Origin of the sequence: Salinimicrobium soli (assembly GCF_048323655.1) — a bacterium.
In the GTDB taxonomy this organism is placed as follows: Bacteria; Bacteroidota; Bacteroidia; order Flavobacteriales; family Flavobacteriaceae; genus Salinimicrobium; species Salinimicrobium soli.
Genome location: NZ_JBLUWW010000001.1, coordinates 207,753 through 232,946 on the forward strand (window position 1 = coordinate 207,753; position 25,194 = coordinate 232,946).

Sequence of the window (25,194 nt, forward strand, 5' to 3'; positions counted from 1 at the left end):
ATGTCATTTTTTCACATCTTCTCCTGTTCTTTATTTGGAACAATTCTAATTAAGGTTTACATTTGCCCTGGAATGAACCTGTTGTACAAATCATATTATTTCGCCTCCTACCAGTGTGACCTGGACCGATGCTTCTACATCGACTTTGGTCACAAGCAGGTAAAGCTCACCTTATGCCAGTTGCTATCTATACGGCAGAAGGTAAAAGCTATTGATCTCAGCTCTCATTTCGACAAGGATCTTAATTACAACGGCATCGAAATTCTTACCCTTTGCAACCGGGAACACTTGTTTATCCTTGATACCCTTCAGATTATTGATCTAAAGCAACTGCTTAAAGCTACTTTTGGAGTACTGGAGCTGAATACCCTGGTTACCCAGCCTTAAGATTTTCCTATCTTTAGATTGCCTCTAAATTTCACCGAAACAAGTGAAAAACACTTTCTTTTCCGTAATTTTAGAGGAAAACCGAAAAGACATGAAAGATATAGTTCGTCAAAAATTAGGAATTAACGTAGACATTATGGATATGCTCAACGAGCAGATATCCAAAGAAGCACATTCTTCTGCGGCCTACCTGGCTATGGCTTCCTGGTGTGACCACAACGGACTCACCGGCAGCGCAGAATTCTTTTATAAGCAATCAACCGAGGAAAGAGAACATATGCTGAAGATCTTCCGCTTTATAAATGAAAATGGAGGAACAGCTTATTCCCCCGAAGTAAATAACGTTTTGCACGACTTCAATTCCCTGCAGGAGATCTTTGAATCTGCTCTTGACCAGGAAATAGCCATTACAAAATCTATCAACAATATTGTAGCTAAGTGCCGAAAAGTGCAGGATTTCGCTTCTGAACACTTCCTTCAATGGTTCGTTAATGAACAAATGGAAGAAGAGAACCAGATTCGCCGGATCCTTGAAATGTTCGATCTTATGGGTACCGATGGCATTGCTCTCAAGCTCATCGATGAACGTGTTAAACACGGAGAATAGAAACAAAAAAAGGCGCTAAAAAGCGCCTTTTTTAATATCTTATTTTCTCTTAGTCCCTTCCCATATAAATGCTGAGGAAATAAAGGAGTGTTGCCAAAGATCCCACTGCAGCTACCACATAGGTACGTGCAGCCCATTTAAGAGAATCTTCTGCAGCCTTATGTTCCTGCGAGTTCAGCATATTTGAAGACTCGAGCCAGACCAATGCTCTTTTACTGGCGTCATATTCTACCGGTAAGGTGATAAAACTGAACAGAGTTCCCAGGGCAAACATGATAATTCCGATTAAAAGCACGGTGCTTCCCATAGCCGTAGTAGCCATTAACATTAGCCCACCAAAGATCACCCATTGGGAAAATCTTGAAGCGACACTTACCACCGGAACCAGTTGACTTCTCATCTTTAACCAGCTATAAGCCTTTGCATGCTGTACGGCGTGTCCGCATTCGTGTGCTGCAACAGCAGCTGCTGCCGCGTTACGCTGTGTATAAACAGCCTCACTCAGATTTATAGTCTTCTTTGCAGGGTTATAATGGTCTGTCAGCATTCCGGGAGTAGAAATGACCTTCACGTCATAGATCCCGTTATCCTGTAACATCTTTTCAGCGATCTCACGACCACTCATCCCATTTTGAAGGTGCACTTTTGAATAGTGCTTGAATTTGCTTTTTAGTTTATTGCTCACATACAGGCTCACAATAAAAATGAGAATGGCAATTAAATAATATCCCATCATAGTTTCTTAGATTTTAAGGTGCTAATCTATAAACAAAAATCCAGCCAATTTTAATGAAGTATAACTTTCGGAAATTCTGTCATCCTTCTGCTGCTGCGGCTTAAGAAAGAACCCTGTTTCTTATCCTACAATATTAACGATCTTACCGGGCACAACTATGACTTTCTTTGGCTGCCTGCCATCAAGTTGCTGCTGAGTCTTTTCATTCTCCAAAACAGCCTTCTCGATCTCTTCTTTGCTCATATCCAGCGGAAGTTCTAGCATGAACCGCATCTTTCCGTTAAAAGAAATAGGGTACTGCTTGGTACTTTCTACCAGGTATTTCTCCTCATATACCGGATATTCTGCCATAGCCACCGAGCTGTCATGGCCTAGTTTCTGCCAAAGCTCTTCTGCAATATGAGGCGCATACGGCGCGATTAGGACTGCCAGCGGCTCAAGAATATCTCTGGAATTGCATTTTTGAGCTGTCAGTTCATTGACACAGATCATGAAGGTACTTACTGAAGTATTAAAACTGAAGTTCTCAATATCTTCGGTAACCTTTTTAATGGTCTTGTGCAGAGTCTTCAAAGAATCTGCGGAAGGCTTTTCGTCAGAAACTTCAAAGTCTTCTCCGTTTTGATACAACTTCCAAAGTTTTTTCAAGAAGCTGTGAACTCCGGTGATTCCGGCTGTATTCCAGGGTTTCGCCTGCTCCAGTGGTCCCAGGAACATTTCATACATTCTTAGGGTGTCTGCTCCAAAATTCTCACAGATGTCATCAGGATTCACCACGTTATACTTCGACTTGGACATCTTCTCAACTTCCCGGCCTACTTTGTAACTGCCATCTTCTTCAGTAAGGAATTCAGCATCGGCAAACTCAGGACGCCATTTTTTAAAGCCTTCAATATCCAGTTCATCTGAAGCATTCACCAAAGCCACATCTGCGTGGATAGGCTGCACAGATCTATCCCCGATCAAATTCTTGGAGACAAATTTGTTCTCCCCTTCCAGGCGATAAACAAAGGCACTGGTTCCAAGGATCATCCCCTGGTTGATCAGCTTTTTGAACGGCTCATCGACAGTAAGGAATCCACGGTCATAAAGGAATTTGGTCCAGAAGCGGGAATACAGCAGGTGTCCGGTCGCGTGCTCGCTTCCTCCAATATACAGGTCCACATTCTGCCAATATTGCTGGGCTTCTTCTGACACGAATTTTTCTTCATTACCCGCATCCATATACCTGAACAGGTACCAGGAACTTCCGGCCCAGCCCGGCATAGTATTTAGTTCCAGTGGAAAAACAGTCTTGTGATCAATAGCTGAATTTTCCACTACTTTATTCTTCTCAGTATCCCACGCCCATTCGGTAGCATTTCCTAATGGAGGCTCACCGGTTTCGGTAGGCAGGTATTTTTCAACTTCCGGAAGCCTTAACGGCAAATGCTCTTTTTCGATAATTTGCGGCATTCCGTTTACATAATAAACCGGGAACGGCTCTCCCCAATACCTCTGTCTGCTGAAAACAGCATCACGCAGTCTGTAATTGGTCTTACCTTTTCCCTGTCCGATCTTTTCCAGTTCAAGAATCACACGGTTAAGTGCTTCTTTATATTCCAACCCGTCAAGAAAATCGGAATTCGCGATCACTGTTCCTTCTTTCCCGGAAAAAGCTTCTTCAGAAATATCTACGTTGGAGAAAATGTTCCGTATGGGTAGATCAAAATGCTTTGCGAAATCATAGTCGCGTTGGTCTCCACAGGGTACAGCCATTACAGCTCCCGTTCCGTAGCCTGCCAACACATAATCCCCGATCCAGATCGGTACCGGTTCTTTAGTGAATGGATGTTCAGCATATGCCCCGGTAAAAACTCCGGAGATAGTCTTCACATCGGCCATACGTTCCCGTTCGCTGCGCTTTGCGGTAGCTTCAATATAAGCGTCTACCTCAGCTTTGTGTTCGGCAGTAGTGATCTTTTGCACCAATTCGTGTTCTGGAGCAAGGGTCATAAAAGTTACCCCGAAAATGGTGTCAGGCCGCGTGGTGAACACATCTATCCAACTGTCCTTTTCACTTAACTCTGAATTCTGAACTTTGAACTTTACAGTCGCTCCCACCGATTTTCCAATCCAGTTGCGCTGACTCTCCTTCAAACTTTCTGTCCAGTCGATCTTCTCCAGTCCCTGCAGCAGCCTTTCAGCATAAGCCGAAATCCTCATACTCCACTGGGTCATCTTTTTCCTGATCACCGGGTAGCCCCCTCTTTCGGAAACCCCATTGACTATTTCATCATTGGCCAGCACCGTTCCCAGTTGAGGGCACCAGTTCACTTCCGTTTCAGCAAGGTAAGTAAGTCGGTATTTAAGTAGTTGTTCCTGTTTTTCTTCCGCAGAAAATTTATTCCATGCTGTCGAAGTAAATTCCTCTACATCTTCATCATAGGCCGCATTTACTCCGGAATTTCCTTCCGCAGCAAAGATCTCCTCCAGTTCAGAAACAGGTCTGGCCTTATCGGCATCAACATCGTACCAAGAGTCAAAAAGTTGAATAAAGATCCACTGTGTCCACTGGTAATAATGAGGATCGCTGGTGCGCACCTCACGGCTCCAGTCGAAGGAAAACCCTATCTGGTCGAGCTGCTCACGATAGCGTTTGATGTTCTGCTCAGTGGTGAGAGCGGGATGCTGCCCGGTTTGAATAGCGTATTGCTCTGCGGGAAGGCCAAAACTATCATAACCCTGAGGGTGCAGCACATTGAAACCTTTATGCCTTTTGAAACGGGCATAGATGTCGCTGGCAATATATCCCAGCGGGTGCCCCACGTGTAATCCCGCTCCCGAAGGGTAAGGAAACATGTCAAGCACGTAATATTTTGGTTTGTCAGAATGGTTATCAGCTTTAAAAGTCTGATTTTTGGCCCAATACTCCTGCCACTTCTTTTCTATTTGATTGAAGTTGTATCGCATGTCAATTCAGCATCTCTAGATTAAAATTCCCAAAAAGGTCTTCGGAAAGGGCAAAAATACGTTTAATGTACGAAAGTGAAAAGTTTGGGCGTTTTAAAGAATAGGAATGATTACTTTCTTATTTTTACACAAATTTACCAACCTGCACGTATGAGTTCATCCTTCGAAAAGTATCAAAAAAGACGCTTGATTTCTTCCTATTTTTCTGTTGTCATCAGTATTGCACTGGTTCTTTTTTTACTTGGGTTACTCGGACTTTTGGTGCTGAACACTAAAAAGATAGCTGATCACTTCAAAGAGCAGATCGCTCTTACCATTTATTTGAAAGATACAGCCAAAGAAGTAGAAATAGATCAACTCAATAAAAGCCTTGCCCTGGCCGAATACACCAAATCTGTCACCTTTGTTTCCAAAGAAGAAGCGGCAGAAGCTCACAGCAAGGACATAGGCGAAGATTTCATGGATTTCCTGGGTTACAACCCGCTTCAGAATTCTATTGATGTTTACTTTAAAGCTGATTATATTAGTTCGGGAGAGGTGGATCAGATCGCTGAAGAAATGACAGCAAAAAGTTTTGTAGATGAGGTGGTCTATGATAAACCGCTTATCTCTTTGCTCAATGAAAATGTCACCCGTATTAGCTTTTGGGTGCTGGTAATAAGTGGGATCTTTACTTTTATAGCCGTTCTTTTGATCAACAGCTCGATACGACTTTCAGTTTATTCCAAGAGATTTATAATAAAGACCATGCAGATGGTAGGTGCGACTAAAACATTTATCCGGAGACCTTTTATCTGGAAAAGTGTAAAACTGGGAATGATTGGGGCAGTATTGGCATTAATAGGAATGGGAGCTGTGCTGTATTACATGGACAAAAGCTTCCCAGAGTTGGAGCTGTTTACAGATGCGAGCCTTTTGATCGCTCTTTTTGTGGGAGTTTTTCTAATGGGGATCATTATAACCTGGTTGAGTACTTTTTTTGCAACTCAGCGGTTCCTGAATCTAAAGACCGATGAGTTGTATTATTAATTTTTAAGCCACAGATGCACTAATAGTTTATGGGAGATCTCCTGTATAAAGAACTTTCTTATGAACTCATTGGTGTTCTTTTCGACGTTCACAATGAATTGGGAGGTGGCTTTCTGGAAGTAGTTTATGCCGATGCTGTTGAATACGAATTTAAGAAGAGGAATATACCTTATCAAAGAGAAAAGAAGTTTCTGGTAAATTACAAGGACACTGTTTTACCTCATCATTTCTTTGCTGATTTCGTAATTGACGATAAAATTATTCTGGAACTGAAATCTGCTTCTCATTTACATGAGACTTATTTTGCACAGTGCCTGAATTATCTTAAAATTTCCAAACTTAAATTGGCTATTCTGGCAAATTTTGAAGCTGACAAATTAATACATCACAGGATAATTCTTTAAAATCGAAGAGAGAATTCGAAAGGCGGAAAGGAATTAATATATAGTCATTAAATTTGTGACGAATAAAAAGATATTCGTGAATCCGTGGCTAAGAACAGTGATTAAAAGAAATAACCCGTGGCTAAGAAAACTAAAGAAATGAATAAGAACAAAAAACCTCTTCACAAACAGGATCTAAATTTTGTTTTTGAAAAGAAGAACTATATAGTGATGGGAATTGGCCTTGCAGTTATTGCCCTCGGCTTCATACTTATGGCCGGAGGCGGCAGTGATGACCCGAATGTCTTCAATGAAGAGATCTATAATATTCGGCGGATTCGCGTTGCACCAGCCCTTGTTCTTCTGGGCTTTGCCATTGAAGTCTACGCCATTCTGCTCAACCCCCGTAAGTAATGGACATTTTTGATGCTGTATTCCTTGGTATCGTCCAGGGTTTAACTGAATTTTTACCGGTTTCCTCCAGCGGTCATTTGGAAATAGCCAAAGCTATACTGGGTGACAATAGTATTCCTGAAGAATCATTGATGGTCACGGTAGTCCTGCATTTCGCAACTGCACTGAGCACCATTGTTGTCTTCAGAAAGGATGTTGCTGAAATCTTCCGCGGACTTTTTGCCTTTAAATGGAACGAAGAGACGAAGTTTTCACTTAAGATCATAATATCCATGGTGCCTGCCGCTCTGGTAGGCCTCTTTTTTGAAGAAGAACTGGAATCCCTTTTTGGAGGTAATCTCACCTTCGTCGGTTTTATGCTTCTCATTACTGCCGTACTCTTATGGCTGGCAGATAAGGCTAAGAGCACAGGAAAACCCGTTAGTTATGTCGACGGTTTTGTAATCGGAGTTTCGCAAGCAATTGCCATTTTACCGGGAATCTCCCGCAGTGGAGCCACAATTTCCACCTCTGTACTCCTCGGAAATGATAAGACCAGGGCAGCTCGTTTCTCCTTCCTTATGGTTGTGCCACTTATCTTCGGAAAGATCGCCAAAGATGTCATGAGCGGGGATCTCATGGAAACCACGGTCTCTACCGTTCCTCTTTTTGCCGGATTCGTTGCTGCATTTATTGCCGGTTTCGCCGCCTGTACCTGGATGATAGACCTGGTACGAAAAAGTAAACTTTCCTATTTCGCCGTCTATTGTTTTATCGTCGGAATTATTGCGATTACCTACGAATATGCTTATGCTTAGATTATGACGGAAGAAGAATTTAAAGCCGGACAGATACTTTTATTTGACAAACCACTCGAATGGACTTCCTTTCAATTGGTAAATAAGGTTCGTTGGCTGATCAGGAAGAATTTTAAGATCAAAAAGATCAAGGTGGGCCACGCGGGAACGCTTGATCCGCTCGCCAGCGGATTGTTAATCATTTGTACGGGCAAAGCCACTAAAAAAATAGAGGATCTTCAGGGGCAGGAAAAAGAATACACCGGAACCTTTACTCTCGGTGCCACAACTCCTTCCTACGATCTCGAAACTGAAGTTGATCAAAATTTCCCTATTGATCATCTTACAGAAGAAAACATATACAAAGCCACAGAGGCCTTTCTGGGTGACATTCAGCAGTTACCTCCTGTATTTTCAGCCTTAAAAAAGGATGGAAAACGCCTTTATGAGTACGCCAGAAATGGAGAGGAAGTAAGCATTTCGGCACGAAAAGTGCAGATTTCAGAATTTGAAATAACAGATATTTCCCTTCCGAAAGTGGCTTTTAGAGTGGTATGCAGCAAAGGCACTTATATTCGCAGCCTTGCCCATGATTTTGGGAAAGAATTGCAAACCGGCGCTCATCTCTCAGCTCTGCGCCGCACCCGGATCGGAGATTACCTTGTAGAAGATGCTCTTACAATAGATTCTTTTGTAAATGAGTATCTTTCTGCGGAAGATTAGTCAAAAATGGGATTTTTCGAGGAACATAAAGCACTCATAATTACGGTTCTGCTTTTCTCGATCTTACTGCTCTCCATGTATAATATCAATATTGCCAATTCCAACAAAAAGGCAAGGGAGACATTGATCGAACTGAGCAATCTAAGAAGAGAAGAACCAAAAGAACAGCAACAGCCGGAGGAAAAAGAAACTCCGCCCGAAGAAGAACGCCCCAAACTGGAAACCCACCAGGCTTTCAATCAAAACGAGGAAGAAACCCAGGAGGAATTCGAATCCCGCCTTGAGGAAATCTTCAAAAAAAATGCGGCACAGCAGGAGGAAGCTGAAAATGAAGCTTCTGAATCTTCACGTGGAGAATACAATATTTCTCAAAACAAAGAGGAGGAACGCAAGAAGAGTTCACAGGGCAATAATGCTTCTGAAGAGCTTTCCTCCCAGAACAGTACCATCAGGAACAGTTCTATTTCATTTTCCCTTGTGGGCCGAAAGGCTGTAGAAATTCCCAATCCGGTCTATACCTGTGACAGTTCCGGAAAAATTGTTGTCAATATTGAAGTAAACGAATTTGGGGAAGTGCTGGAGGCAAAAATAAATAAATCGAGTTCCAATTCCAGCAATGAATGCCTGGTGGACCAGGCAATAGAATATGCCCTGGGTGCAAGATTTAACAGGGCTTCCGGTAGAAAAAGACAACCGGGAACCATAACTTTTTATTTTCAGGATTAATGGAAAAAAAGAACCGTTGCGGCTGGTGTGAAGGCGATGCCCTCTATGAAGCCTACCACGATACTGAATGGGGAGTTCCCCTTTTTGAAGACCAGCCTCTTTTTGAATTTTTAATACTTGAAACCTTTCAGGCGGGATTGAGCTGGATCACCATTCTTCGGAAAAGGGAAAATTTCAGGGAAGCCTTTGACGGATTCGACTACAAAAAAATTGCAGATTATTCCGAAGAAAAGATCCAGGAGCTGCTACAAAACAGCGGAATTATCAGGAATGAACAAAAGATACGGGCGAGTGTGGCCAATGCCGCTGCTTTCATGGAAGTACAGCAGGAATTTGGTTCTTTTTCAGAATACATCTGGTCCTTTGTAAACGGGCAACCGCTGCAAAACGATCTACAAAGTTATAAAGAAGCACCTGCTAAAACTGATCTCAGTATTGCCATTAGTAAGGACCTTAAAAAGAGAGGTTTTAAATTTGTGGGACCAACAGTGGTCTATGCCCATATGCAGGCCACCGGAATGGTCAATGACCATGAGGTCGATTGTTTCCGGCACCCTGAGGTGAAAAAGCTTACTTAAGATATTTCAGGAACTCTTCCCTCGGAATTTCTTCAGCACCCAAACTCGCCAGATGTTCAGTATAGACCTGGCAGTCGATCAATTTTATTCCTTCTTGTTGAAGTTTCTGCACGAATTTTATGAATCCGTATTTCGAGGCATTGCTCACTTTGGTGAACATGCTTTCACCGCAAAAGATCTTTTTGTCTTTCATGTAAATGCCATAAAGTCCGCCCACCAACTTCCCCTCTTCCCAAACCTCGACGGAACTCGCCAGACCCATTTCATGCAGCTCCAGGTACGCTTTCTTCATTTTAGGAGTGATCCAGGTTCCTTCCTGCTCCCCACGTTCCACTGTCGCACATGCATTGATCACGCTTTCAAAATCCTGATTATAAGTGACCTCAAAAATGTCTTTTTTGAGCAGCTGTTTCATACTCTTTGAGATCTTAAGGTGCTCGGGAAAAAGGACCATGCGCGGGTTGGGGCTCCACCACAAGATAGGCTGAGAGCTGTCATACCAGGGAAAGATCCCTCTTTTATAAGCGGTAATAAGTCGCTGTGGGGACAGGTCACCCCCAAATGCCAGAAGTCCCAGCGAATTGGCCGATTCTACCGGTGGAAAATCTTCATCTGGGGCTAAATATTTCAAGCAGCTTCTTTTTTTGAAAAATACTTAATTGGCAGAAATAAAAAAAGCCCGCTGAACTTTCGTTCGCGGGCTTTCCTAATTTATCAATTCCTTAAAATGGAAGATCATCATAATCCTCATCATTCAGATCATTTGCAGGCTCAAACTGATCTGCCGGAGGCACAGGAGCGCCCCCCTGACTTTGAGCAGCCAGGTTCTCAATTCTCCAACCCTGAACAGAGTTGAAATATTTTGTTTCGCCCTGAGGGTTTACCCACTCACGTCCGCGAAGATTCACACCTACCTTCACCGGTTGTCCAACGGCATAGTTGTTCAACAGGTCACATTTGTCCTGTACAAATTCAATAAGGATGTGCTGAGGATATTGCTCCTCTGTAGTGATCACCACTTCTCTTTTTCTAAACCCGTTATTTCCAAAGGTTTTGGTTTCCCCTAACATTTTAATCTTTCCTTGTACTTCCATATCACATTTTTTTTGCTAATAATATTTTCCAGGCTACTGCCGGCTCATTGTTCTCTAAATATTCTTTGGCCTTTTTATGGATCTCCTCTTCATCGTTCGATTTCAGCAGCCCGGCCAGGTTTCCGTCTTGATTCAAAAATTCCTTTACTTCTTCGGAAGTGGGTAATTTCTCAACATTTCCTAGTTTCCCAAGATCATTTCCGGTCAAAACCTTACTATTTCTGATCTCTTCTGAAATAGAATCCACTCCTATTCCTAAAGTCTGCAATGGTTTTGGCACTTCAAACATTCCGGAGAGAGCACGGGTATACCAGTTCCCTCCCATACGGGCCACCAGGTCAATTTTGTGCTGGTCAATATAGCCCTTTTCATCCAAAATTTCCTCCTTAATATGCATTTTTAGCACCTCACAAATAACAAGATTTCCGGCGCCTCCCTCATTACCTAATTCTACTATCTCATTGATCCTGCATTCAAATTGCACCGGTGATTCCGCCACTCTAAAGGGTTTTACAACTTCGGAAGGAAGCATGGTAAAACCTGCTTTTTCAAATTCATTGACACCTTCGGCGTATTCGGTACTGGAAAGGGAAACCTGCTGCACAATGTCGTAGTTCACCACATTGATCACCACTTCCATGGTAGTTTTGGCATTCGTGTAGGTATGCTTCACCGTATTATCACGACCCCTTCTGGCAGGAGAAAATATGAGTACCGGCGGATTTGCACTAAAAACGTTGAAAAAGCTAAAGGGAGAAAGGTTGGGCCTTCCCTGCTCATCAACGGTACTGGCAAAAGCGATGGGACGTGGCCCCACAGCTCCCAGCAGGTACTGGTGCATTTTTCCGACAGGTAATTCTTTTGGGTCTAAAGTGAGCATTCTTTGAAATTTTGACAAAGGTAACGAAACCGCCTTAGGAATGAAAAATGCCTTTCCACAATATTATTTTCCTTAAAACGATTATATTTAAACGCCACAAACTCTTTGCCTTCATGAGGTTTTCAGACAAACGAAACTTTCGCCGCTGGTTTACAATCCTCACCTCGTTAATTATTGTCACCCTTATTGTCTGGAATGCCATTGCTTTTTTCCAGCGCATCAAAGATGAGGAAAGGACAAAGATGAACATCTGGGCCTCGGCACAGGTGTATTTAGACCAGGTGGATACAGATACCGGGCTTGACCTTTACCTCGCTATTATTAATAGCAACTCCAGCATTCCTACAATTCTGGTCGACGAGAATGGTAAAATTGTGGATGCGATAAATGTTCCTGAAGAGATCACTTCGAACGAGGAAGAGCTGCAAGATTACCTGCGGGAACTCAAAGGAGAGAACGAGCCTATTGCCATGGATCTGGGAGAGGGGCGCATCAACCAGGTTTACTATGGGAATTCCCCCTTGTTGAATAAGCTGAAATATTATCCGTTAGCCCTGCTGCTTATCATTGTCCTTTTTGTGGGAGTGATCTATTTCTTTTATACCACGACAAAGACCAGCGAACAGAATAAACTTTGGGCAGGAATGGCTAAGGAGACCGCCCACCAGATTGGAACGCCGCTTTCTTCCCTTATTGGATGGACAGAAATTCTGAAAGAGGAAAATACTAATCCGGTTTACATTAAGGAGATCGAAAAAGATGTGGACAGGTTACAAACCATTACTGAACGCTTTTCAAAAATAGGTTCTGCACCTACCCTTCAGCCGGTGGATATTGTGGATAAGACAAAAGATTCATTCGATTATCTAAAGGCCCGGAGTTCTAAACTCATTGATTTTAAACTGGAGCTTCCGAAGGAAAAGATCCTGGTAAACCTTAATCCACAGCTCTACAGCTGGACAATTGAGAACCTGGTGCGCAATTCCATAGATGCCATGAAAGGAAAGGGAGAACTGGAAATAAGTTTGAAGCAGGACTCCAAAAATGTTCATATCCTGATCAGGGACACCGGAAAAGGGATCTCAAAAAGTAAATTCAAACAAATTTTCGAGCCGGGTTATACTACCAAAAAAAGAGGCTGGGGACTAGGATTATCCCTGGCAAAACGGATTATCGAAAAATATCACCAGGGCAGGATCCGGGTCTTGCGCAGCGAGATCAACAAAGGCACCACCTTTGAGATAGTACTGCACAAAGTTAATACTGCTGCATAGTCTCCCTAAGGTCTTTTGGAATAGGCAAGGCTTCATCCTTGCTGAAATCAAAAAACACAGCAATGTCGCGCCCTTCAGCACAAATCTCCCCTTTTTCGTTTAGAATTACCTGATCTAAACCAAAACTGCTGTTCTTGATATACGCCAGTTTGGTCTTTACTATGGCCTTCCCAGGATAGAAAAGAGATTTTCTGAAATCGCAGTGGGTGGAAACCAGGATTGCACCTTTATTGGTTTCTGAAAAAAGGGTCGCCAAACCGGTGGCCTCCCAGAAATTCACCCGTCCCGATTGCAAGAACCTGATAAAAGTTAAATTATTGACATGTTTGTACATGTCGAGGTCACTGAAGTCAATGCGCAGCTCCAGCGATAGTTTGAAATTATTCAGGTCCATTAGATCTTGCTTTTGATATCGTCAGCGATCTGTTGAAATTCTTCTTCAGAAAATGAAAGATTTCGTGAGAAATCCATATCTCCCATTGAGTTCAGTGGGATAAGGTGAACATGAACGTGTGGCACCTCGAGACCTACTACGGCTACTCCAACTCGCTTGCAATCCACCGCTTTTTCTAGGCCTTTAGCCACCTTTCTGGAAAAAGCCATAAGTTCCATATAAGTATCCTCATCCAGGTCAAATAGTTTGTTCACCTCTTCTTTAGGGATGCAAAGAGTGTGGCCTTTTGCATTGGGCCTGATATCAAGAAAGGCCAGAAATTTGTCATTTTCGGCTACTTTATAGGCCGGAATCTCTCCATTGATGATCTTTGTGAATATTGTTGGCATAGCTTTATTTTTTTGTGGTTGGTCTATCTGTACAATTTAGGATTTTCAGACCAAAGCTCAAATCTAAGGGAAATAAAAAATCCTTTCTCAAACCAATCAAGAAAGGATTTTGCTTTTTTCAGAAGAAACAGGATTAGTCCCTGCTGATCTCCAGGATCTCAAATTCGATCTTTCCGTTAGGCACCTGCACTTCGGCTTTATCTCCCACCTTCTTTCCTAAAAGGCCTTTTCCGATAGGGCTGTCTACAGAGATCTTTCCCGATTTAAGATCAGCTTCGCTCTGCGCCACCAGTTTGTATTTCATTTCGGCACCGTTGCCAAGGTTCTTTATTTTCACTGTAGAATGCACCAAAGCCTTGGAAGTATCCAACTGTGATTCATCAATTAGGCGGGCATTAGCATAGATCTCCTCCAATTTGGCGATCTTCATCTCAAGTAAACCCTGGGCTTCTTTGGCCGCATCATATTCAGCGTTCTCACTAAGGTCTCCCTTGTCCCTTGCTTCAGCAATAGCCTGTGAAGCACGGGGACGCTCAACATCCTTCAACTGGTTAAGTTCATCCTTTAATTTCTTCAGTCCTTCTGCGGTATAGTATGATACTTTGCTCATAACTTCGTCGTTTATATAAATAGAAAAAATCCCATTCGGTGACGGGATTTCAAACAAATATACTAAATTAAAACATCCAGTACAATTTTAACCTGTAGCTTTGGAAAAACGTTTTATGAGAAGATTATTGTATCTGGTTTCCCTGTTTTTTTTGTTAACAGCCTGTTCGGGAGATGAGGAGATAAGAAGGAATCCTTACCTGCCAGACCTCAACTTTAGCGTTAGGCTCGATCTTAACCTGCCCGAATATAATAAGCTAAATTTCCCGGGAAATCAATACGTGACCCGTAATTACGGCCTCAACGGCATTGTGATCTACAACCTCAACAACGACCAGTATATGGCTTTTGAACTGACCGATCCCAATCACATTCCGGAGACCTGTTCCTACCTCAGCATAAATGGCACTCAGGCCTCCTGTAACTGCGATGACGGGAATGTCTACACAATCATTACGGGACAACCAATTGCAGGACAGGGAAGCTATTCCCTGAAGCCTTACCGGGTGGTGCGAAACGGAAATGTTCTGGAAGTATCCAACTAAAAACCCTCCTTTACAGGAAGGCCTTTAAAAACAAACAGCTTATTCAACTTAGAATCGTAGTGTCATTCCTACCAGGAAGTTACGGGTAGCCTGCGGATAATAACCGGCTCCGTCATAAGTGACCCCTTCATATTCATAGGTGTAGAAATACCCGTTAGACACATATTCCTCATCAAAAATGTTATTTATCAGCCCGGTGAATACCACTTGTTTAAAAAGCGGTGCGTTATTCCAGGTATACTGCACATTAAAGTCATTCACAAAGTAGCTCTCCAAAAGTGAACTTTCCAATTCCAGATTACTCATGTACTGCTCACTCACGTATTTGGTGAGTAATTTTAACTCCAGGTTCTCAACCGGTCTGTACTCAATGATATTACCGGCAACAATTTCAGGGGAATAGGAAATGTCGGTCTTCCCAAAGCTTGTAAGTTCTCCATTCCAAGGTGCAAACCACTCATCATTCTTGTTCCTGCTGATGGCTATATTTGGTCTCCATCTCAATTTGTCGGTAAGGGCCAGCATAGCATCCACTTCCAGTCCTAACCTATAACTGTTACCACTGTTCTTTCTGATAGGGGAACCAACATCATTCAACTCTCCTGTCAATACCAGCTGATTTTCATAGCCCATGTAGTAGAGGTTCGTATTTACCTCAACATTTTTTGTCCTATGGCGCCATCCAAGCTCATAATCATTTAGTGTCTCCGGTTCTGGATTTCCGTTTTCATAATCAGTACGATTGGGTTCCCGATTCGCTCGGGCGTAGCTAAAATACAATTGGTTGGTTTTTGACAATTCATAGGTCACCCCGACTTTCGGATTAAAAAAGGTGTGGGTGTCATCTACAATAAAAGGAACTTCCTCCTCTTCCACTCCGTCTACTTCATAATGGATCCTTCTTAATTGCAGATCTCCATAGAGTGAAATAGCATCGCTAACTGCAACTGTTGCCTTACTAAAGACGCTGAAATCACTTTTTTGAGAGTTATTGTAATAATATCTCTCCATTGGAGCATTGCTTGGGGCAAATTTCGTATATACGATCTCTCCAAAATGATCTCCTAAATAATTGTTCCAGGCGCCACCAACGATCAAATTGAGGTGATCCTCTTCGTACTGAACATTGAAAGTAGTGCCATAGAAATCATTATCCAGCCACTTTCGGGTCACAAGGTCTGACTCGGTGATAAGTTCTCCATTAGCCGTAAATGGCTCAAGCCCATATTCTGAAAGATCTTCTCCCGCACGGTAAGATTCGTAAAAACCTCTTCCGTAGGTGTAGTGGAGAGCCATATTTGACGACCAACCATTGCCGTAGCGCTGGTTCCAGAGTAACTGGTAATGATCCTGCTTATAGTCATCCACATGATTGTCATAAAACGTCAGATTTCCCTGCTCGTCCTCATAAGCCCCTGCATAGTTGAACTTACGATCGGTCTTAAGAGTTTCAGCATCAATTCCGTCCCAGGCCTGGTAAGTCACCTCACTCCCACCAAAGGTGAGCCCTTTAATGGTGGTACCTCCGTTGACATAAGTCCCCTGGAGAAAATAAGATTTAAGATCACTAAAGGCACGGTCAATATACCCGTCACTTTTTATGATCGAAGCCCTACCTGCAAATTCCCAGTGGTCATCAAAAAGACCGGTACTGAATTTTGCCGTATGTTTTCTGGTATTGTAAGAACCGAAGCTGTTGGAGATCTCTGCGGAAGGTTTCACATTAAAACGATCGGTCAGAATATTAAGACTGGCACCAAAAGCTCCGGCCCCGTTCGTAGAGGTACCTACTCCCCGCTGAAGCTGCAAATTCTCCACTGAAGAAGCAAAATCTCCCAGGTTCACCCAGAAAGTACCGTGGCTCTCGGAGTCATTGTACGGCACTCCGTTAATGGTTACGTTAACGCGGGTAGCGTCACTTCCGCGAACGCGGATGCCCGAGTACCCGATACCGGCTCCGGCATCACTGGTAGTCACCACAGCAGGCATATACTGCATAAGCGTTGGAATATCCTGCCCCAGATTGCGGTCTGCGATCTCCTCGTTAGTTAAATTACTGTGTGTAATTGGTGATTCGGCTGAAACCCTGACAGCAGAAAGAAATACTTCTTCCAGTTCCTCCTTGGCATCACTCAAATCCACATTCAAAACCATATCAGCAGTCAGGCTGATATCGATGCTTTTTTTATTTCCGTGGGAAAAGACAAGTGTATATTTACCTGCATTGAGCGTGAGAGAATAATTACCCTCGCTGTTGGTTTCTGTGCCTTTTGAAGCACCTTCAACCCGCACTATGGCCGCAGAAAGAGGAATATCACCTTCAGTCACTTTTCCGGAAACGGTGAATTCCTGAGCAAAACTGTTGAGGGAGATCAGAAAAAAACTGACCAGTAAGAATAGATTTTTCATTCGTAAAGATTTACTACGAATAAAAGGGGCAATTATTCCTGTTCAATAATGGTTAAAAAAAATCCTGAGAACCATTCATACTGAAGGTTTTCAGGAGTGCTATACTTTAGCGTTTTTAACGCCGATCCCTTGGCAGCATTACCTGCCCAGGTTCGTTGGGTATGATCTCAGCTTTCTCCCGGAACAATTCCGGGATTAGGCACCCCTTTGAGACGCGGCAAATGTAAAAAGGTTTTTTTGGATTTAACCAATTTTTTAAGGGTTTCATTCAAAAAGCCGTTAATTTTACACTTTTCAGGCTCCTATGGCGCGAAAAAGATCTTCAATACCCTTTAAGGTTCTGGCGGGATATTTCCTGTTGGCTGCTCTGGCCGGTCTTGCGATCTGGTTTACCTATGACCAGGTGGTTAGATATGGCCAAATGTCAGAAAGGAACAGTATAGGGAATAGAAAACTTCTCCTGGTAGGCGAGGCTGCTACAAAACTGTATGAGGCTGAAAGTCTGAGCCGGCAGTTGATCCAGACCGGCGATCTTAAAAGCCTGCCACAATACACCTCCAAAATAGATTCTATTAAAAACACGCTTTCAAGGCTGCAGTCCTTTCAGGCTGATAGCTCCCTGGATCGTGAGATCGACAGTATTGGAACCTTGCTCAATGAAAAGACTAAAAACCTGGAAACACTGTTGGACCTGAGAGCTAAAGGTGGAACAGACAGCTATTATTCCAGAGTGCTTACCGAACTTCAGAAAGTTGATGAATCTTTTCAGGATCCTAACTATGAGCAGAGGTTTAAAGATCTTGAACCTCACCAACGCCGTCTGCTGATTCGCCTGCTGGAATACGCGCAGGTGGAAAATCCCGAGCCTTCAGAGATCACTGCAGATTCTTTAGTGCGTTCCGTAAAATCAGTGCTGAGTTCCCTGGAGCGACAGGAGCAGCAGTATCAAACCCAGCTTCGGAATCAAGAAAACGAGTTGCTGAACAATGAGATCAAACTTAACAATAGATTACGACTACTGCTTTCTGCCATTGAAGCTGAAGAACGTAACAGTTCCCTTCAACAGGTTGCAGACTGGCAAGACACGGTTGAAAATACTTCCAAGATAATAGCCTTTTTAGGAGCTGTCAGCCTCTTGGTAATCCTGTTCTTTGTTTTCCTTGTGTTAAAAGATGTTTCCCGAAGTCAGCAATACCGAAAGGAACTGGAAAAGGCAAAAGCCTACGCCGAATCTCTCCTGCGCAGTAGGGAGCAGTTCATGAATACCGTAACACACGACCTTCGATCGCCCCTGAACGCGGTTATTGGCTACACCGGACTTATGGAAAAAACAGATCTGGACCGGTCCCAAAACCGATATCTGAAACAGCTCAAAAAGTCTTCAGATTACCTGTTACATCTCGTAAACGACCTTTTAGATCTTTCACGCCTGGAAGCCGGAAAAATGTCTATTGAGGAGTTAGCTTTTAATCCGAAGAACCTGATCGAAGAAACCGTAGAAAATGCCGTTCCGCCTGAAAAACCAAAAGAAGTAACGGTATCCACAGATGTCTCTCCAAGGCTGGATCAACGGGTGCTCACCGATCCCTTCAGGATAAAACAAATATTGACAAACCTGGTTAGCAATGCCTGCAAATTTACCGAAAAAGGCAGCGTTGAGGTGAAGGGCTGGCTGGAATATCACGACAGGAGACATTGGTTGAACATTCAGGTAAAGGACACGGGAATTGGGATCTCGCCCGAACAAAAAGAGAAAGTGTTTGAAGAGTTTTCTCAGGAAGACAGTAGCATTGAAAAGAAGTACGGCGGCTCAGGCCTGGGGCTGGCTATCAGTAAAAAACTCACGCATTTGCTTAAGGGTGAGATAAGCCTGGAAAGTGAAACGGGTAAAGGCAGTACATTTTTGGTGCAGATCCCGGTAAAACTAACCTCGCGCACCTTCGAAAAAGCTATTCCTGAGGTACAGCTTTCCGCTGAACAAAAAGAACTTTCTGTATTATTGGTAGACGATGAACCTGCACAACTGGGATTGCTTCGGGAGCTGGTAAAAGCTTCCGGAATGACTTGTTCCACAGCGCGAAATGGACAGGAAGCGCTTGAAAAACTCAAAAAGGGACATTTCGATTTGGTCCTGACAGATATTCAAATGCCCGAAATGGACGGCGTCGGCCTCCTTAAAGCCATTCAAAAAGATCCTGAAATTCAGGATACTCCTGTAATTGCTCTTTCAGGGCAGGCAAACGTCAGTTCTGTAGACTATCTAAAAATGGGATTTAAAGGCAGTCTTTTGAAACCCTATTCTTCTCAAAGGCTGCTACAAATTATAGAGGACGTACTGAAAATTGAAATTCAGAAGAAACAAAACAGTACCATAAAGGAAGATGAGCGCAATGGGATCTATTCACTTTCCGAAGTAAAGACCTTTGCAGGAGAAGACCAGCAAGCTATGAATTCTATTCTTACGGCTTTTATTAGCAGTACCACCGAAAATCTACAGGCGCTGGACCTTGAATACCTGCGTGGGAATTACGAGAAGGTTTCCAACATAGCTCATAAAATGCTGCCAATGATAAGGCAGTTAAAAGCCAATTATCTCGTTCCCCCCTTGGAAACCCTGGAAAGAGGCACGACCGAAGAAATACGATCTATTGATCTGAAGGATTTTAATAAAAAAGCAAACAGGCTGGTAACGGAACTGCGGCTTGAGATCAAAGATTGATCCCATACTGTTTGAGTTTATTGTAGAGCGTTTTGCGGTCAATAGATAGTAGACGAGCTGCCTTGCTTTTATTCCCGTGGGTTTTTTCCAGCGCCTCGAGGATCAATTCCTGCTCATTCTTGTTCTTAAAAAGGCTGTAATTTTGTTCCGGTTCTTCTTTTTTGCCGGCCTCTGTAATTTCGCGGGGCAATACTGAAGTGGTTATAGTGTCTCCTTCGGAAAGTAATACGGCTCTCTTAACCACATTTTTCAATTCCCGAAGATTTCCCGGCCAATTGTATTTTTTGAAAGCTGCTACCACCTCATCAGAAAAACCTTCCACGTCCTTTTCCAGTTCCTCATTGGCACTGTCAAGGAAGAAATTGGCAAAGATCATCAGGTCTTCCTGCCTGCTCTTTAAAGCCGGCACCTGAATGGAAAATTCATTGAGACGGTGATAAAGATCTTCTCTAAAATCCCCTTTTTGGACCAGTGTGAAAAGATCTTCATTGGTTGCAGTGATCACTCTTATGTCTACCTTGATTTCTTCGTTGCTACCTACAGGTTTCACTTTACGTTCTTGCAAAGCTCTTAGCAGCTGCACCTGCAGTTCATAGTTTAAATTTCCAATCTCATCCAGGAAAAGTGTACCACCATTAGCAGCCTCAAAATGACCTGTTTTGTTGGTCACTGCACCTGTAAAAGAACCTTTGACATGACCAAAGAACTCACTCGATGCCAATTCCCGCGGAATCGCACCACAATCTACTGCAATGAACGGTGCTTCTTTTCTCTTGCTTTTATGGTGGATGCTTTTCGCGATCTGTTCTTTGCCGGTCCCGCTTTCGCCCATGATCAGCACAGACATATTAGTGGGAGCAACCAGATCAATGTAATTATTCAGTTTTTCTGAAGCTTCACTAACCCCGGCAATAAATGTATTTTTTGAGGCTTCATTTGCAGTTTTTCTGCGGGGAGATTTTCGGGTGGCCTCCTTTTCCTTTTTTCCGGAATCCATGGCAGAATTGATGGCCTCCAGGATCACTTCAGGATGAAAGGGTTTAGCTAAATAGTCAATTGCCCCTTCTTTCATCGCATTTACAGCCATGCTGATCTCAGCATAACTGGTCATCATTATAACGCCGGTTTCGGGATTGGTTTCTTTGACAGCCCGCAGCACCTCCAGACCTTCCCTGTCGGGCAAACGAACATCTGAAATTACAAGATCATACCTATTATCATCGATGAGATTTAAAGCCTCTTTTGCAGAAAAAGCAGCGTCTACTTCGCATTTGTTCTTGATTAAGAAAGTCTTGAGCATTGTGCAAAACGCCACATCGTCTTCAACTAACAGGATTTTGGCCATAGCAGATCTTGAATATTCACAAAATTAGAACTTTAAAATAGCCTAAACCCAAAAATAAACATAAAAAAAGGAGCTGTTAAACAGCTCCTTCCTCAAAATCTCTACCTAAGCAGGTAAGATTTTAACTTCCATTTATCAAATGTCCCGGTATCTATTGAATTCTATAGAAGGCTTTTAATTGGTCAGTTAAAAAGGCCTTCCTATAAAGTCCAAAAATTGATCTGCATGTTCCGGCCGGGCATTTGCCACCCAGAGTCGGCTTCTCTTTTGACAGGTGTTAGGTTTATTCCTGGTCCTGATCGATCCAATTACCTTCTGCATCTGCATGAAGCTCTTTCTCTTCACCTTTTGCAGTTTTCACAACCAGTTTAAATTCCTTCGCCCCTTCAACCTCTTTTACGTAGGCTTCAGTGATGACGGCACCTTCATAATCGCGTTCCAAAGCCTGTTGTACTTCCGCAGGAAGATCAGTGATCTCGATTTGGGTGTATTCAGAATCCTGAGAAACGGTTGCCTCCACGGCTACCTGCTCCTCAACTGCTACCTGCGCTGAAAGGTTTTGGGCAGAAAATAACATTGCTGAAGCAGCTACTACTGTTAAACATATCTTTTTCATAGTTCAATAAATTTTGTTGTTAATATTTGAATATGGATAAGCTATAAGCATTCCATACTCGGATGAACTACTCAAAAGTCCTGATTTCAGGGTCTTTACATAATTTTGCTTTTTTGGAACTCTGTGGGAATTTGGGAAAATTCCACAGAATCGTGGGGAATTCTTCCTCATTTTTGGAAAGGAAAAGGAAGAAATTTGCTATTTAAGAGGATCTTTTCTAGCCGCCTTTTTCTCGGCATTGATCTTTTTCTCGCGCAGGCGTTTAAGTTTCGCCGCTTTGGGAGGTTTAGTCTTCTTTCTGGGCTTAGGTTTTATGATGGCCTGCCGCATGAGTTCCAGGAATCGCTGGGTAACCAGTTCCTTGTTCTTGTGCTGGCTTCGGGATTCGTCGCATTGCAGGATCAACTCTTCACTGTTGGTGAGCCTGTTCTGCAGCTTTTTTAACACCCGCTGTTTTTCTGTTTCTGAAAATGCTTGGGAAGCCGGTAAATTAAAATGAAGTTCTACTTTACTGGAGACTTTGTTGACGTTTTGACCTCCGGCACCAGAACTCCTTACAGCTTTGTAATCAAGCTCCTGAATTAGTTTCTTCTCGTCCAAAACTTACCGTACCTGATGGGTTGGCTTAAGAAGATCGGCCACTGTCTTTACAGGGTTAAAGGTCTCAACTGGCACCTCCACAAAAATGGTGATCCAGCCGGCCATTCCGCCGTTCCATAATCCGGGAAGTTCGAGAGCTTTCAGCTCCTTTCCGTCTTTGGTCTTATTGGCAATGAAACTGGTGTCTTCATCCACAAAATCGTGCAGGTCGAATTTATTTCCTCTATAATCTTTAAAAGAGCAAACTACATCAACAGGATTGAAATGGGTTGCTTCCTGGGCGATCTTACTTTGCTGAAAATTGTCGTGGTCGATCTGGGAACTTTCCACGATCTGCAGGGATATCTCTCCTGATTTGTGAGTAACCCAAAACGGTCCGCCACCCGGCTCTCCTTCATTCTTTACCATTCCGCAGACCCTGATAGGCCGGTTAAGCTTTCTCTTAAGGATATCTATTTTTTCTTCTTCGGAAAGTTCTGAGAAGTTGACACTTAATCCGGAATTCAACTCCTTCTTTAAAAACCGGATCATTTCCTCCAGCTCATTTTCAGACGGACTTCCTTCCAGAGCTTTCAGATATCCAAAAGTCTTTTCCTGAAGTTTTAGAAGCTTTCCTGCAAGCATCCTTTTATTCTCTGCCAGTTCCTTTCGGAATCTTGGCACCACCACATTATCAATATTCTTTATGAAAATAAGATCTGCATCCTGCTGATTGAGGTTTTCGATCAGGGCGCCATGGCCTCCCGGGCGAAAGAACAGTTCCCCTTTCTCATCCCGAAAAGGTTCATTCTCATGAGTAACTGCAATGGTATCGGTACGCGGATCCTGATAGGAGTAGGAAATATCGAATTTCACTCCGGTCTCCTTTTCAAGTCTCGGAATTATTTGTCTTGCTTCTTCTTCGAATTTCTCCCGATGCTCTTCGGCAACGGTAAAATGGATCCTAACCTTTTGGTGGGAAGTGGCATAATCTGCCGTCTCTCTCAGGTGCTCTTCAAAAGCAGTTGCGGTTGAGCCGTCGTACTTGTGAAATGGCACCAGCCCTTTTGGCTGATCACCAAGGTTAAGTCCTTCTTTTTCGAGCATGCTGCGTACAAGGATGAGTTGTTGTTTTTCCTCAGTGAGTTCTTCAAATTTTGGATGGTTTTGGTGCACCTGCTTTACAACCTCGTCATAGAAAGGCAGTTCTTTCATTCTGCTGAAGAATGTCTCCAGCTTCTGGTTGTTCTTGCGATTGAGATATTGCTCCAGCGTTTCTTGTTGCGGCTCAAATTCCTTTACAAAATTGTAAAGAGCCTTGAACATCCTGGTAGCTGCCCCGGAAGCCGGAACAAATTTCAGAATGTTTAACTTGTCGCAACGGGTATCATAGAGCCTAATGAGATCGGTTCTTTCGGGTTCGTGTATCTGAAGGATTCCGTTTCTGGGAGTCGCTGCTTCCCTGATATTAACCGTGATATTTCCCCTTTTGAAGATTTGTATCTGTTTTTCAACTTTTTCAGAAGTAATTCCTTTTTTTTCGATCTGAGAAAGATCTTTTTCACTAAAGCCCAACTTGTTTATCTTTTAAAAGTTCTTCAATAATTTTTACCGCCATGTCAAATCGTTCCTGAAAATCTCCTTTCAGGATTCTATATGGCTTGTTGTAATCTTCTAGGGGTTGTTTGAATTTAGAGAACATCAATTCCCGGTCAAAGGGGCGGTCCCGCAAATCGTCTTCAACCCACGGAACGTCAATATACATCAAAAAATAGAGATCGTAATGAGCCTTTAACGCATGTTTAAGAACAGCAGGCTCACAATATCCTTCATAATAAGCCTGTGAATACACTACCGTTTCCAGCAGATTGGTATCGCAAAAAAGAACTTTTTCAGCCTTCTCTGCCAGCTCATTCTCCAGTTCTATCTGTCCCTGGGCAATTGGCAAAATGTCCTCAGGTTGGCAGATCAGTTTTTCCTCATCCCACTTTTTCTGAAGATAATCCCGGGAGAATTCCGGAACCCATTCTGTATTGAAATGTTCGGCTAACCTTTGGGCAAGAGTTGTTTTCCCGGTAGATTCAGGTCCGTACAGAACTATTCTCAGGATGTCACGTGGCCGCTGCTCAAGCTTTTTCTCCATGTCTTGTATCCGTAAACGGCAATTATTGTAAATGCAAAATATTGCAGGCTTGTAAAGGTAAGGCCTTTGTAGAAATACAACGGAACCGAGATAATGTCCCCGATTATCCAGTAGATCCAATTTTCGAGTTTCTTACGGGCCATGAGCCACATTCCTACAAAGAAAATAGCGGTGGTTATGGTGTCTACATACGCGGTCCAGCTATTCCACTTATCGAAGTAGTCATAAATGCCAAAGGTGAACAGCCATGTACCAACAAAAATTAAAGCGCTCCAAAAATGCTCTTTTTGAGTGGCCTTTGTGATGGGTATAAAATGAACGGCATCCACTTTTCGCGTCCACACATACCACCCGTAGATGCTCATGGTGGAGTAATAGAAATTGATCATCATATCACCCAGCAATTCCCATTGCCACAGAAGGTAGACAAAAATGACCGTACTTATGATCCCTGTGGGATAGACAAGAATATTTTCCTGTTTGGAATACCAGACAGAAAAGAACCCGAAAATAACGGCAATTATTTCAAGAACTATATAAAGAGTAGGATAATCCTGGTATTGTTGGAACAGGAAATCAAAAATCGGCTGCATAGTTGCTCCTGTTGCTTTTCACAATCTTAATGGTGACTATTATATGATCTACAGCTTCAAAGGCTTCCTTCACCTCTTCTGTCAAAAATTTCATGATCCCGTCGTAATCTCCATAGATCTGGGTGCTCAACGGGTTTTCCATCACCGTATAACCTGAAGTTCTCAGCTTTTTTATAAAATTCTTCACAGGGGCTTCAAAATCATCCTGAAGTGGCGTGAGCGCAAGCTCCACAGAAATCTGCATCTTTAAATAATTTAGATTACTACTGATCCAAAAGTAGCAAGAATAGCGGG

28 protein-coding genes are annotated in these 25,194 nt (G+C 42.9%); 12 read left to right on the forward strand and 16 right to left on the reverse strand.

The window, feature by feature from the left end; translation table 11 throughout:
• Positions 1 to 72: 72 nt before the first annotated feature.
• Both ACNORC_RS00950 and ACNORC_RS00955 read left to right on the forward strand, forming a co-directional pair.
• Positions 73 to 387, forward strand: coding sequence for a hypothetical protein (locus ACNORC_RS00950; protein WP_418333702.1), 315 nt, complete (start codon positions 73 to 75; stop codon positions 385 to 387).
• Positions 388 to 478: 91 nt separating this feature from the next.
• Positions 479 to 994, forward strand: coding sequence for a ferritin (locus tag ACNORC_RS00955; protein ID WP_418333703.1), 516 nt, complete (start codon positions 479 to 481; stop codon positions 992 to 994).
• A 49-nt stretch (positions 995 to 1,043) separates the two neighbouring features.
• Here the strand turns inward: ACNORC_RS00955 and ACNORC_RS00960 are convergent, their stop codons facing one another.
• Positions 1,044 to 1,730 (reverse strand): zinc metallopeptidase, encoded by a 687-nt coding sequence (locus ACNORC_RS00960; RefSeq protein ID WP_418333704.1) that lies wholly within the window; start codon positions 1,728 to 1,730, stop codon positions 1,044 to 1,046.
• A gap of 120 nt (positions 1,731 to 1,850) precedes the next feature.
• On the reverse strand, positions 1,851 to 4,682 hold the full coding sequence (leuS, locus tag ACNORC_RS00965) for a leucine--tRNA ligase (protein WP_418333706.1): 2,832 nt from the start codon (positions 4,680 to 4,682) through the stop codon (positions 1,851 to 1,853).
• A gap of 150 nt (positions 4,683 to 4,832) precedes the next feature.
• Between leuS and ACNORC_RS00970 the strand changes: the two genes are divergently transcribed.
• From ACNORC_RS00970 to ACNORC_RS01000, 7 genes are all read left to right on the forward strand, one after another.
• Positions 4,833 to 5,711 carry a cell division protein FtsX gene (locus ACNORC_RS00970; RefSeq protein WP_418333707.1) on the forward strand — a complete coding sequence of 293 codons (879 nt, stop codon included), beginning with the start codon at positions 4,833 to 4,835 and terminating at the stop codon, positions 5,709 to 5,711.
• Positions 5,712 to 5,740: 29 nt separating this feature from the next.
• Complete coding sequence (locus ACNORC_RS00975; protein WP_418333708.1) at positions 5,741 to 6,115, forward strand: GxxExxY protein; 375 nt, start codon at positions 5,741 to 5,743, stop codon at positions 6,113 to 6,115.
• 138 nt (positions 6,116 to 6,253) lie between these two features.
• Positions 6,254 to 6,508, forward strand: a complete 255-nt coding sequence (locus ACNORC_RS00980) for a DUF3098 domain-containing protein (RefSeq protein ID WP_418333709.1) — start codon at positions 6,254 to 6,256, stop codon at positions 6,506 to 6,508.
• On the forward strand, positions 6,508 to 7,305 hold the full coding sequence (locus ACNORC_RS00985) for an undecaprenyl-diphosphate phosphatase (protein WP_418333710.1): 798 nt from the start codon (positions 6,508 to 6,510) through the stop codon (positions 7,303 to 7,305). The genes ACNORC_RS00980 and ACNORC_RS00985 overlap by 1 nt, the downstream gene beginning before the upstream one ends.
• Before the next feature lie 3 nt (positions 7,306 to 7,308).
• Positions 7,309 to 8,007, forward strand: a complete 699-nt coding sequence (truB, locus tag ACNORC_RS00990) for a tRNA pseudouridine(55) synthase TruB (RefSeq protein ID WP_418333711.1) — start codon at positions 7,309 to 7,311, stop codon at positions 8,005 to 8,007.
• Between the two features lie 6 nt (positions 8,008 to 8,013).
• Positions 8,014 to 8,733, forward strand: coding sequence for a hypothetical protein (locus ACNORC_RS00995; protein WP_418333712.1), 720 nt, complete (start codon positions 8,014 to 8,016; stop codon positions 8,731 to 8,733).
• Positions 8,733 to 9,311, forward strand: a complete 579-nt coding sequence (locus ACNORC_RS01000; protein ID WP_418333713.1) for a DNA-3-methyladenine glycosylase I — start codon at positions 8,733 to 8,735, stop codon at positions 9,309 to 9,311. The genes ACNORC_RS00995 and ACNORC_RS01000 overlap by 1 nt, the downstream gene beginning before the upstream one ends.
• Here the strand turns inward: ACNORC_RS01000 and aat are convergent.
• The 3 genes from aat to ACNORC_RS01015 form a co-directional block, all read right to left on the reverse strand.
• Positions 9,304 to 9,942 (reverse strand): leucyl/phenylalanyl-tRNA--protein transferase, encoded by a 639-nt coding sequence (aat, locus tag ACNORC_RS01005; protein ID WP_418333714.1) that lies wholly within the window; start codon positions 9,940 to 9,942, stop codon positions 9,304 to 9,306. The genes ACNORC_RS01000 and aat overlap by 8 nt on opposite strands.
• Positions 9,943 to 10,033: 91 nt before the next feature.
• Positions 10,034 to 10,405, reverse strand: a complete 372-nt coding sequence (locus ACNORC_RS01010; RefSeq protein WP_418333715.1) for a DUF3127 domain-containing protein — start codon at positions 10,403 to 10,405, stop codon at positions 10,034 to 10,036.
• Position 10,406: 1 nt separating this feature from the next.
• The gene (locus ACNORC_RS01015) at positions 10,407 to 11,285 is read right to left on the reverse strand and encodes a flavin reductase family protein (RefSeq protein ID WP_418333716.1); all 879 of its coding nucleotides are present in this window, start codon (positions 11,283 to 11,285) and stop codon (positions 10,407 to 10,409) included.
• A gap of 113 nt (positions 11,286 to 11,398) precedes the next feature.
• Between ACNORC_RS01015 and ACNORC_RS01020 the strand changes: the two genes are divergently transcribed.
• On the forward strand, positions 11,399 to 12,559 hold the full coding sequence (locus ACNORC_RS01020; RefSeq protein ID WP_418333717.1) for a sensor histidine kinase: 1,161 nt from the start codon (positions 11,399 to 11,401) through the stop codon (positions 12,557 to 12,559).
• Here the strand turns inward: ACNORC_RS01020 and ACNORC_RS01025 are convergent.
• The 3 genes from ACNORC_RS01025 to greA form a co-directional block, all read right to left on the reverse strand.
• A complete protein-coding gene (locus ACNORC_RS01025; RefSeq protein ID WP_418333718.1) occupies positions 12,543 to 12,953 on the reverse strand; it encodes an acyl-CoA thioesterase in 411 nt (136 codons plus the stop codon). The genes ACNORC_RS01020 and ACNORC_RS01025 overlap by 17 nt on opposite strands.
• Complete coding sequence (locus ACNORC_RS01030; protein ID WP_418333719.1) at positions 12,953 to 13,342, reverse strand: HIT family protein; 390 nt, start codon at positions 13,340 to 13,342, stop codon at positions 12,953 to 12,955. The genes ACNORC_RS01025 and ACNORC_RS01030 overlap by 1 nt, the downstream gene beginning before the upstream one ends.
• A gap of 133 nt (positions 13,343 to 13,475) precedes the next feature.
• The gene (gene greA, locus ACNORC_RS01035; protein WP_418333720.1) at positions 13,476 to 13,952 is read right to left on the reverse strand and encodes a transcription elongation factor GreA; all 477 of its coding nucleotides are present in this window, start codon (positions 13,950 to 13,952) and stop codon (positions 13,476 to 13,478) included.
• 115 nt (positions 13,953 to 14,067) lie between these two features.
• On the opposite strand from greA, the gene ACNORC_RS01040 reads away from it, so the two are divergent.
• A complete protein-coding gene (locus ACNORC_RS01040; RefSeq protein ID WP_418333721.1) occupies positions 14,068 to 14,496 on the forward strand; it encodes a Rieske (2Fe-2S) protein in 429 nt (142 codons plus the stop codon).
• 48 nt (positions 14,497 to 14,544) lie between these two features.
• Here ACNORC_RS01040 and ACNORC_RS01045 read toward each other — a convergent pair whose 3' ends face one another.
• Positions 14,545 to 16,905, reverse strand: a complete 2,361-nt coding sequence (locus ACNORC_RS01045; RefSeq protein WP_418333722.1) for a TonB-dependent receptor — start codon at positions 16,903 to 16,905, stop codon at positions 14,545 to 14,547.
• 304 nt (positions 16,906 to 17,209) lie between these two features.
• On the opposite strand from ACNORC_RS01045, the gene ACNORC_RS01050 reads away from it, so the two are divergent.
• A complete protein-coding gene (locus ACNORC_RS01050; RefSeq protein ID WP_418333723.1) occupies positions 17,210 to 19,624 on the forward strand; it encodes a hybrid sensor histidine kinase/response regulator in 2,415 nt (804 codons plus the stop codon).
• Here the strand turns inward: ACNORC_RS01050 and ACNORC_RS01055 are convergent.
• The 7 genes from ACNORC_RS01055 to ACNORC_RS01085 form a co-directional block, all read right to left on the reverse strand.
• Entirely contained in the window at positions 19,614 to 20,969 is a 1,356-nt protein-coding gene (locus ACNORC_RS01055; RefSeq protein WP_418333724.1) for a sigma-54-dependent transcriptional regulator, read from the reverse strand. The genes ACNORC_RS01050 and ACNORC_RS01055 overlap by 11 nt on opposite strands.
• A 283-nt stretch (positions 20,970 to 21,252) precedes the next feature.
• Positions 21,253 to 21,585, reverse strand: coding sequence for a hypothetical protein (locus tag ACNORC_RS01060; protein ID WP_418333725.1), 333 nt, complete (start codon positions 21,583 to 21,585; stop codon positions 21,253 to 21,255).
• A gap of 198 nt (positions 21,586 to 21,783) precedes the next feature.
• Positions 21,784 to 22,185, reverse strand: a complete 402-nt coding sequence (arfB, locus tag ACNORC_RS01065) for an alternative ribosome rescue aminoacyl-tRNA hydrolase ArfB (RefSeq protein ID WP_418333726.1) — start codon at positions 22,183 to 22,185, stop codon at positions 21,784 to 21,786.
• Positions 22,186 to 22,188: 3 nt separating this feature from the next.
• A complete protein-coding gene (locus tag ACNORC_RS01070; RefSeq protein ID WP_418333727.1) occupies positions 22,189 to 23,739 on the reverse strand; it encodes a DUF4301 family protein in 1,551 nt (516 codons plus the stop codon).
• Complete coding sequence (locus ACNORC_RS01075; RefSeq protein ID WP_418333728.1) at positions 23,729 to 24,307, reverse strand: AAA family ATPase; 579 nt, start codon at positions 24,305 to 24,307, stop codon at positions 23,729 to 23,731. The genes ACNORC_RS01070 and ACNORC_RS01075 overlap by 11 nt, the downstream gene beginning before the upstream one ends.
• Positions 24,268 to 24,900 (reverse strand): nicotinamide riboside transporter PnuC, encoded by a 633-nt coding sequence (pnuC, locus tag ACNORC_RS01080; protein ID WP_418333729.1) that lies wholly within the window; start codon positions 24,898 to 24,900, stop codon positions 24,268 to 24,270. The genes ACNORC_RS01075 and pnuC overlap by 40 nt, the downstream gene beginning before the upstream one ends.
• Positions 24,884 to 25,144 carry a YkoF family thiamine/hydroxymethylpyrimidine-binding protein gene (locus ACNORC_RS01085; RefSeq protein WP_418333730.1) on the reverse strand — a complete coding sequence of 87 codons (261 nt, stop codon included), beginning with the start codon at positions 25,142 to 25,144 and terminating at the stop codon, positions 24,884 to 24,886. The genes pnuC and ACNORC_RS01085 overlap by 17 nt, the downstream gene beginning before the upstream one ends.
• Between the last annotated feature and the right edge of the window lie 50 nt (positions 25,145 to 25,194).

Coding starts and splice junctions, on each gene's coding strand:
- ACNORC_RS00950 (WP_418333702.1), top strand. CDS start 73: ATGAACCTGTTGTACAAATCATATTATTTCGCCTCCTACCAGTGTGAC.
- ACNORC_RS00955 (WP_418333703.1), top strand. CDS start 479: ATGAAAGATATAGTTCGTCAAAAATTAGGAATTAACGTAGACATTATG.
- ACNORC_RS00960 (WP_418333704.1), bottom strand. CDS start 1,730: ATGATGGGATATTATTTAATTGCCATTCTCATTTTTATTGTGAGCCTG.
- leuS (WP_418333706.1), bottom strand. CDS start 4,682: ATGCGATACAACTTCAATCAAATAGAAAAGAAGTGGCAGGAGTATTGG.
- ACNORC_RS00970 (WP_418333707.1), top strand. CDS start 4,833: ATGAGTTCATCCTTCGAAAAGTATCAAAAAAGACGCTTGATTTCTTCC.
- ACNORC_RS00975 (WP_418333708.1), top strand. CDS start 5,741: ATGGGAGATCTCCTGTATAAAGAACTTTCTTATGAACTCATTGGTGTT.
- ACNORC_RS00980 (WP_418333709.1), top strand. CDS start 6,254: ATGAATAAGAACAAAAAACCTCTTCACAAACAGGATCTAAATTTTGTT.
- ACNORC_RS00985 (WP_418333710.1), top strand. CDS start 6,508: ATGGACATTTTTGATGCTGTATTCCTTGGTATCGTCCAGGGTTTAACT.
- truB (WP_418333711.1), top strand. CDS start 7,309: ATGACGGAAGAAGAATTTAAAGCCGGACAGATACTTTTATTTGACAAA.
- ACNORC_RS00995 (WP_418333712.1), top strand. CDS start 8,014: ATGGGATTTTTCGAGGAACATAAAGCACTCATAATTACGGTTCTGCTT.
- ACNORC_RS01000 (WP_418333713.1), top strand. CDS start 8,733: ATGGAAAAAAAGAACCGTTGCGGCTGGTGTGAAGGCGATGCCCTCTAT.
- ACNORC_RS01010 (WP_418333715.1), bottom strand. CDS start 10,405: ATGGAAGTACAAGGAAAGATTAAAATGTTAGGGGAAACCAAAACCTTT.
- ACNORC_RS01015 (WP_418333716.1), bottom strand. CDS start 11,285: ATGCTCACTTTAGACCCAAAAGAATTACCTGTCGGAAAAATGCACCAG.
- ACNORC_RS01020 (WP_418333717.1), top strand. CDS start 11,399: ATGAGGTTTTCAGACAAACGAAACTTTCGCCGCTGGTTTACAATCCTC.
- ACNORC_RS01025 (WP_418333718.1), bottom strand. CDS start 12,953: ATGGACCTGAATAATTTCAAACTATCGCTGGAGCTGCGCATTGACTTC.
- ACNORC_RS01030 (WP_418333719.1), bottom strand. CDS start 13,342: ATGCCAACAATATTCACAAAGATCATCAATGGAGAGATTCCGGCCTAT.
- greA (WP_418333720.1), bottom strand. CDS start 13,952: ATGAGCAAAGTATCATACTATACCGCAGAAGGACTGAAGAAATTAAAG.
- ACNORC_RS01040 (WP_418333721.1), top strand. CDS start 14,068: ATGAGAAGATTATTGTATCTGGTTTCCCTGTTTTTTTTGTTAACAGCC.
- ACNORC_RS01045 (WP_418333722.1), bottom strand. CDS start 16,905: ATGAAAAATCTATTCTTACTGGTCAGTTTTTTTCTGATCTCCCTCAAC.
- ACNORC_RS01050 (WP_418333723.1), top strand. CDS start 17,210: ATGGCGCGAAAAAGATCTTCAATACCCTTTAAGGTTCTGGCGGGATAT.
- ACNORC_RS01055 (WP_418333724.1), bottom strand. CDS start 20,969: ATGGCCAAAATCCTGTTAGTTGAAGACGATGTGGCGTTTTGCACAATG.
- ACNORC_RS01060 (WP_418333725.1), bottom strand. CDS start 21,585: ATGAAAAAGATATGTTTAACAGTAGTAGCTGCTTCAGCAATGTTATTT.
- ACNORC_RS01075 (WP_418333728.1), bottom strand. CDS start 24,307: ATGGAGAAAAAGCTTGAGCAGCGGCCACGTGACATCCTGAGAATAGTT.
- pnuC (WP_418333729.1), bottom strand. CDS start 24,900: ATGCAGCCGATTTTTGATTTCCTGTTCCAACAATACCAGGATTATCCT.
- ACNORC_RS01085 (WP_418333730.1), bottom strand. CDS start 25,144: ATGCAGATTTCTGTGGAGCTTGCGCTCACGCCACTTCAGGATGATTTT.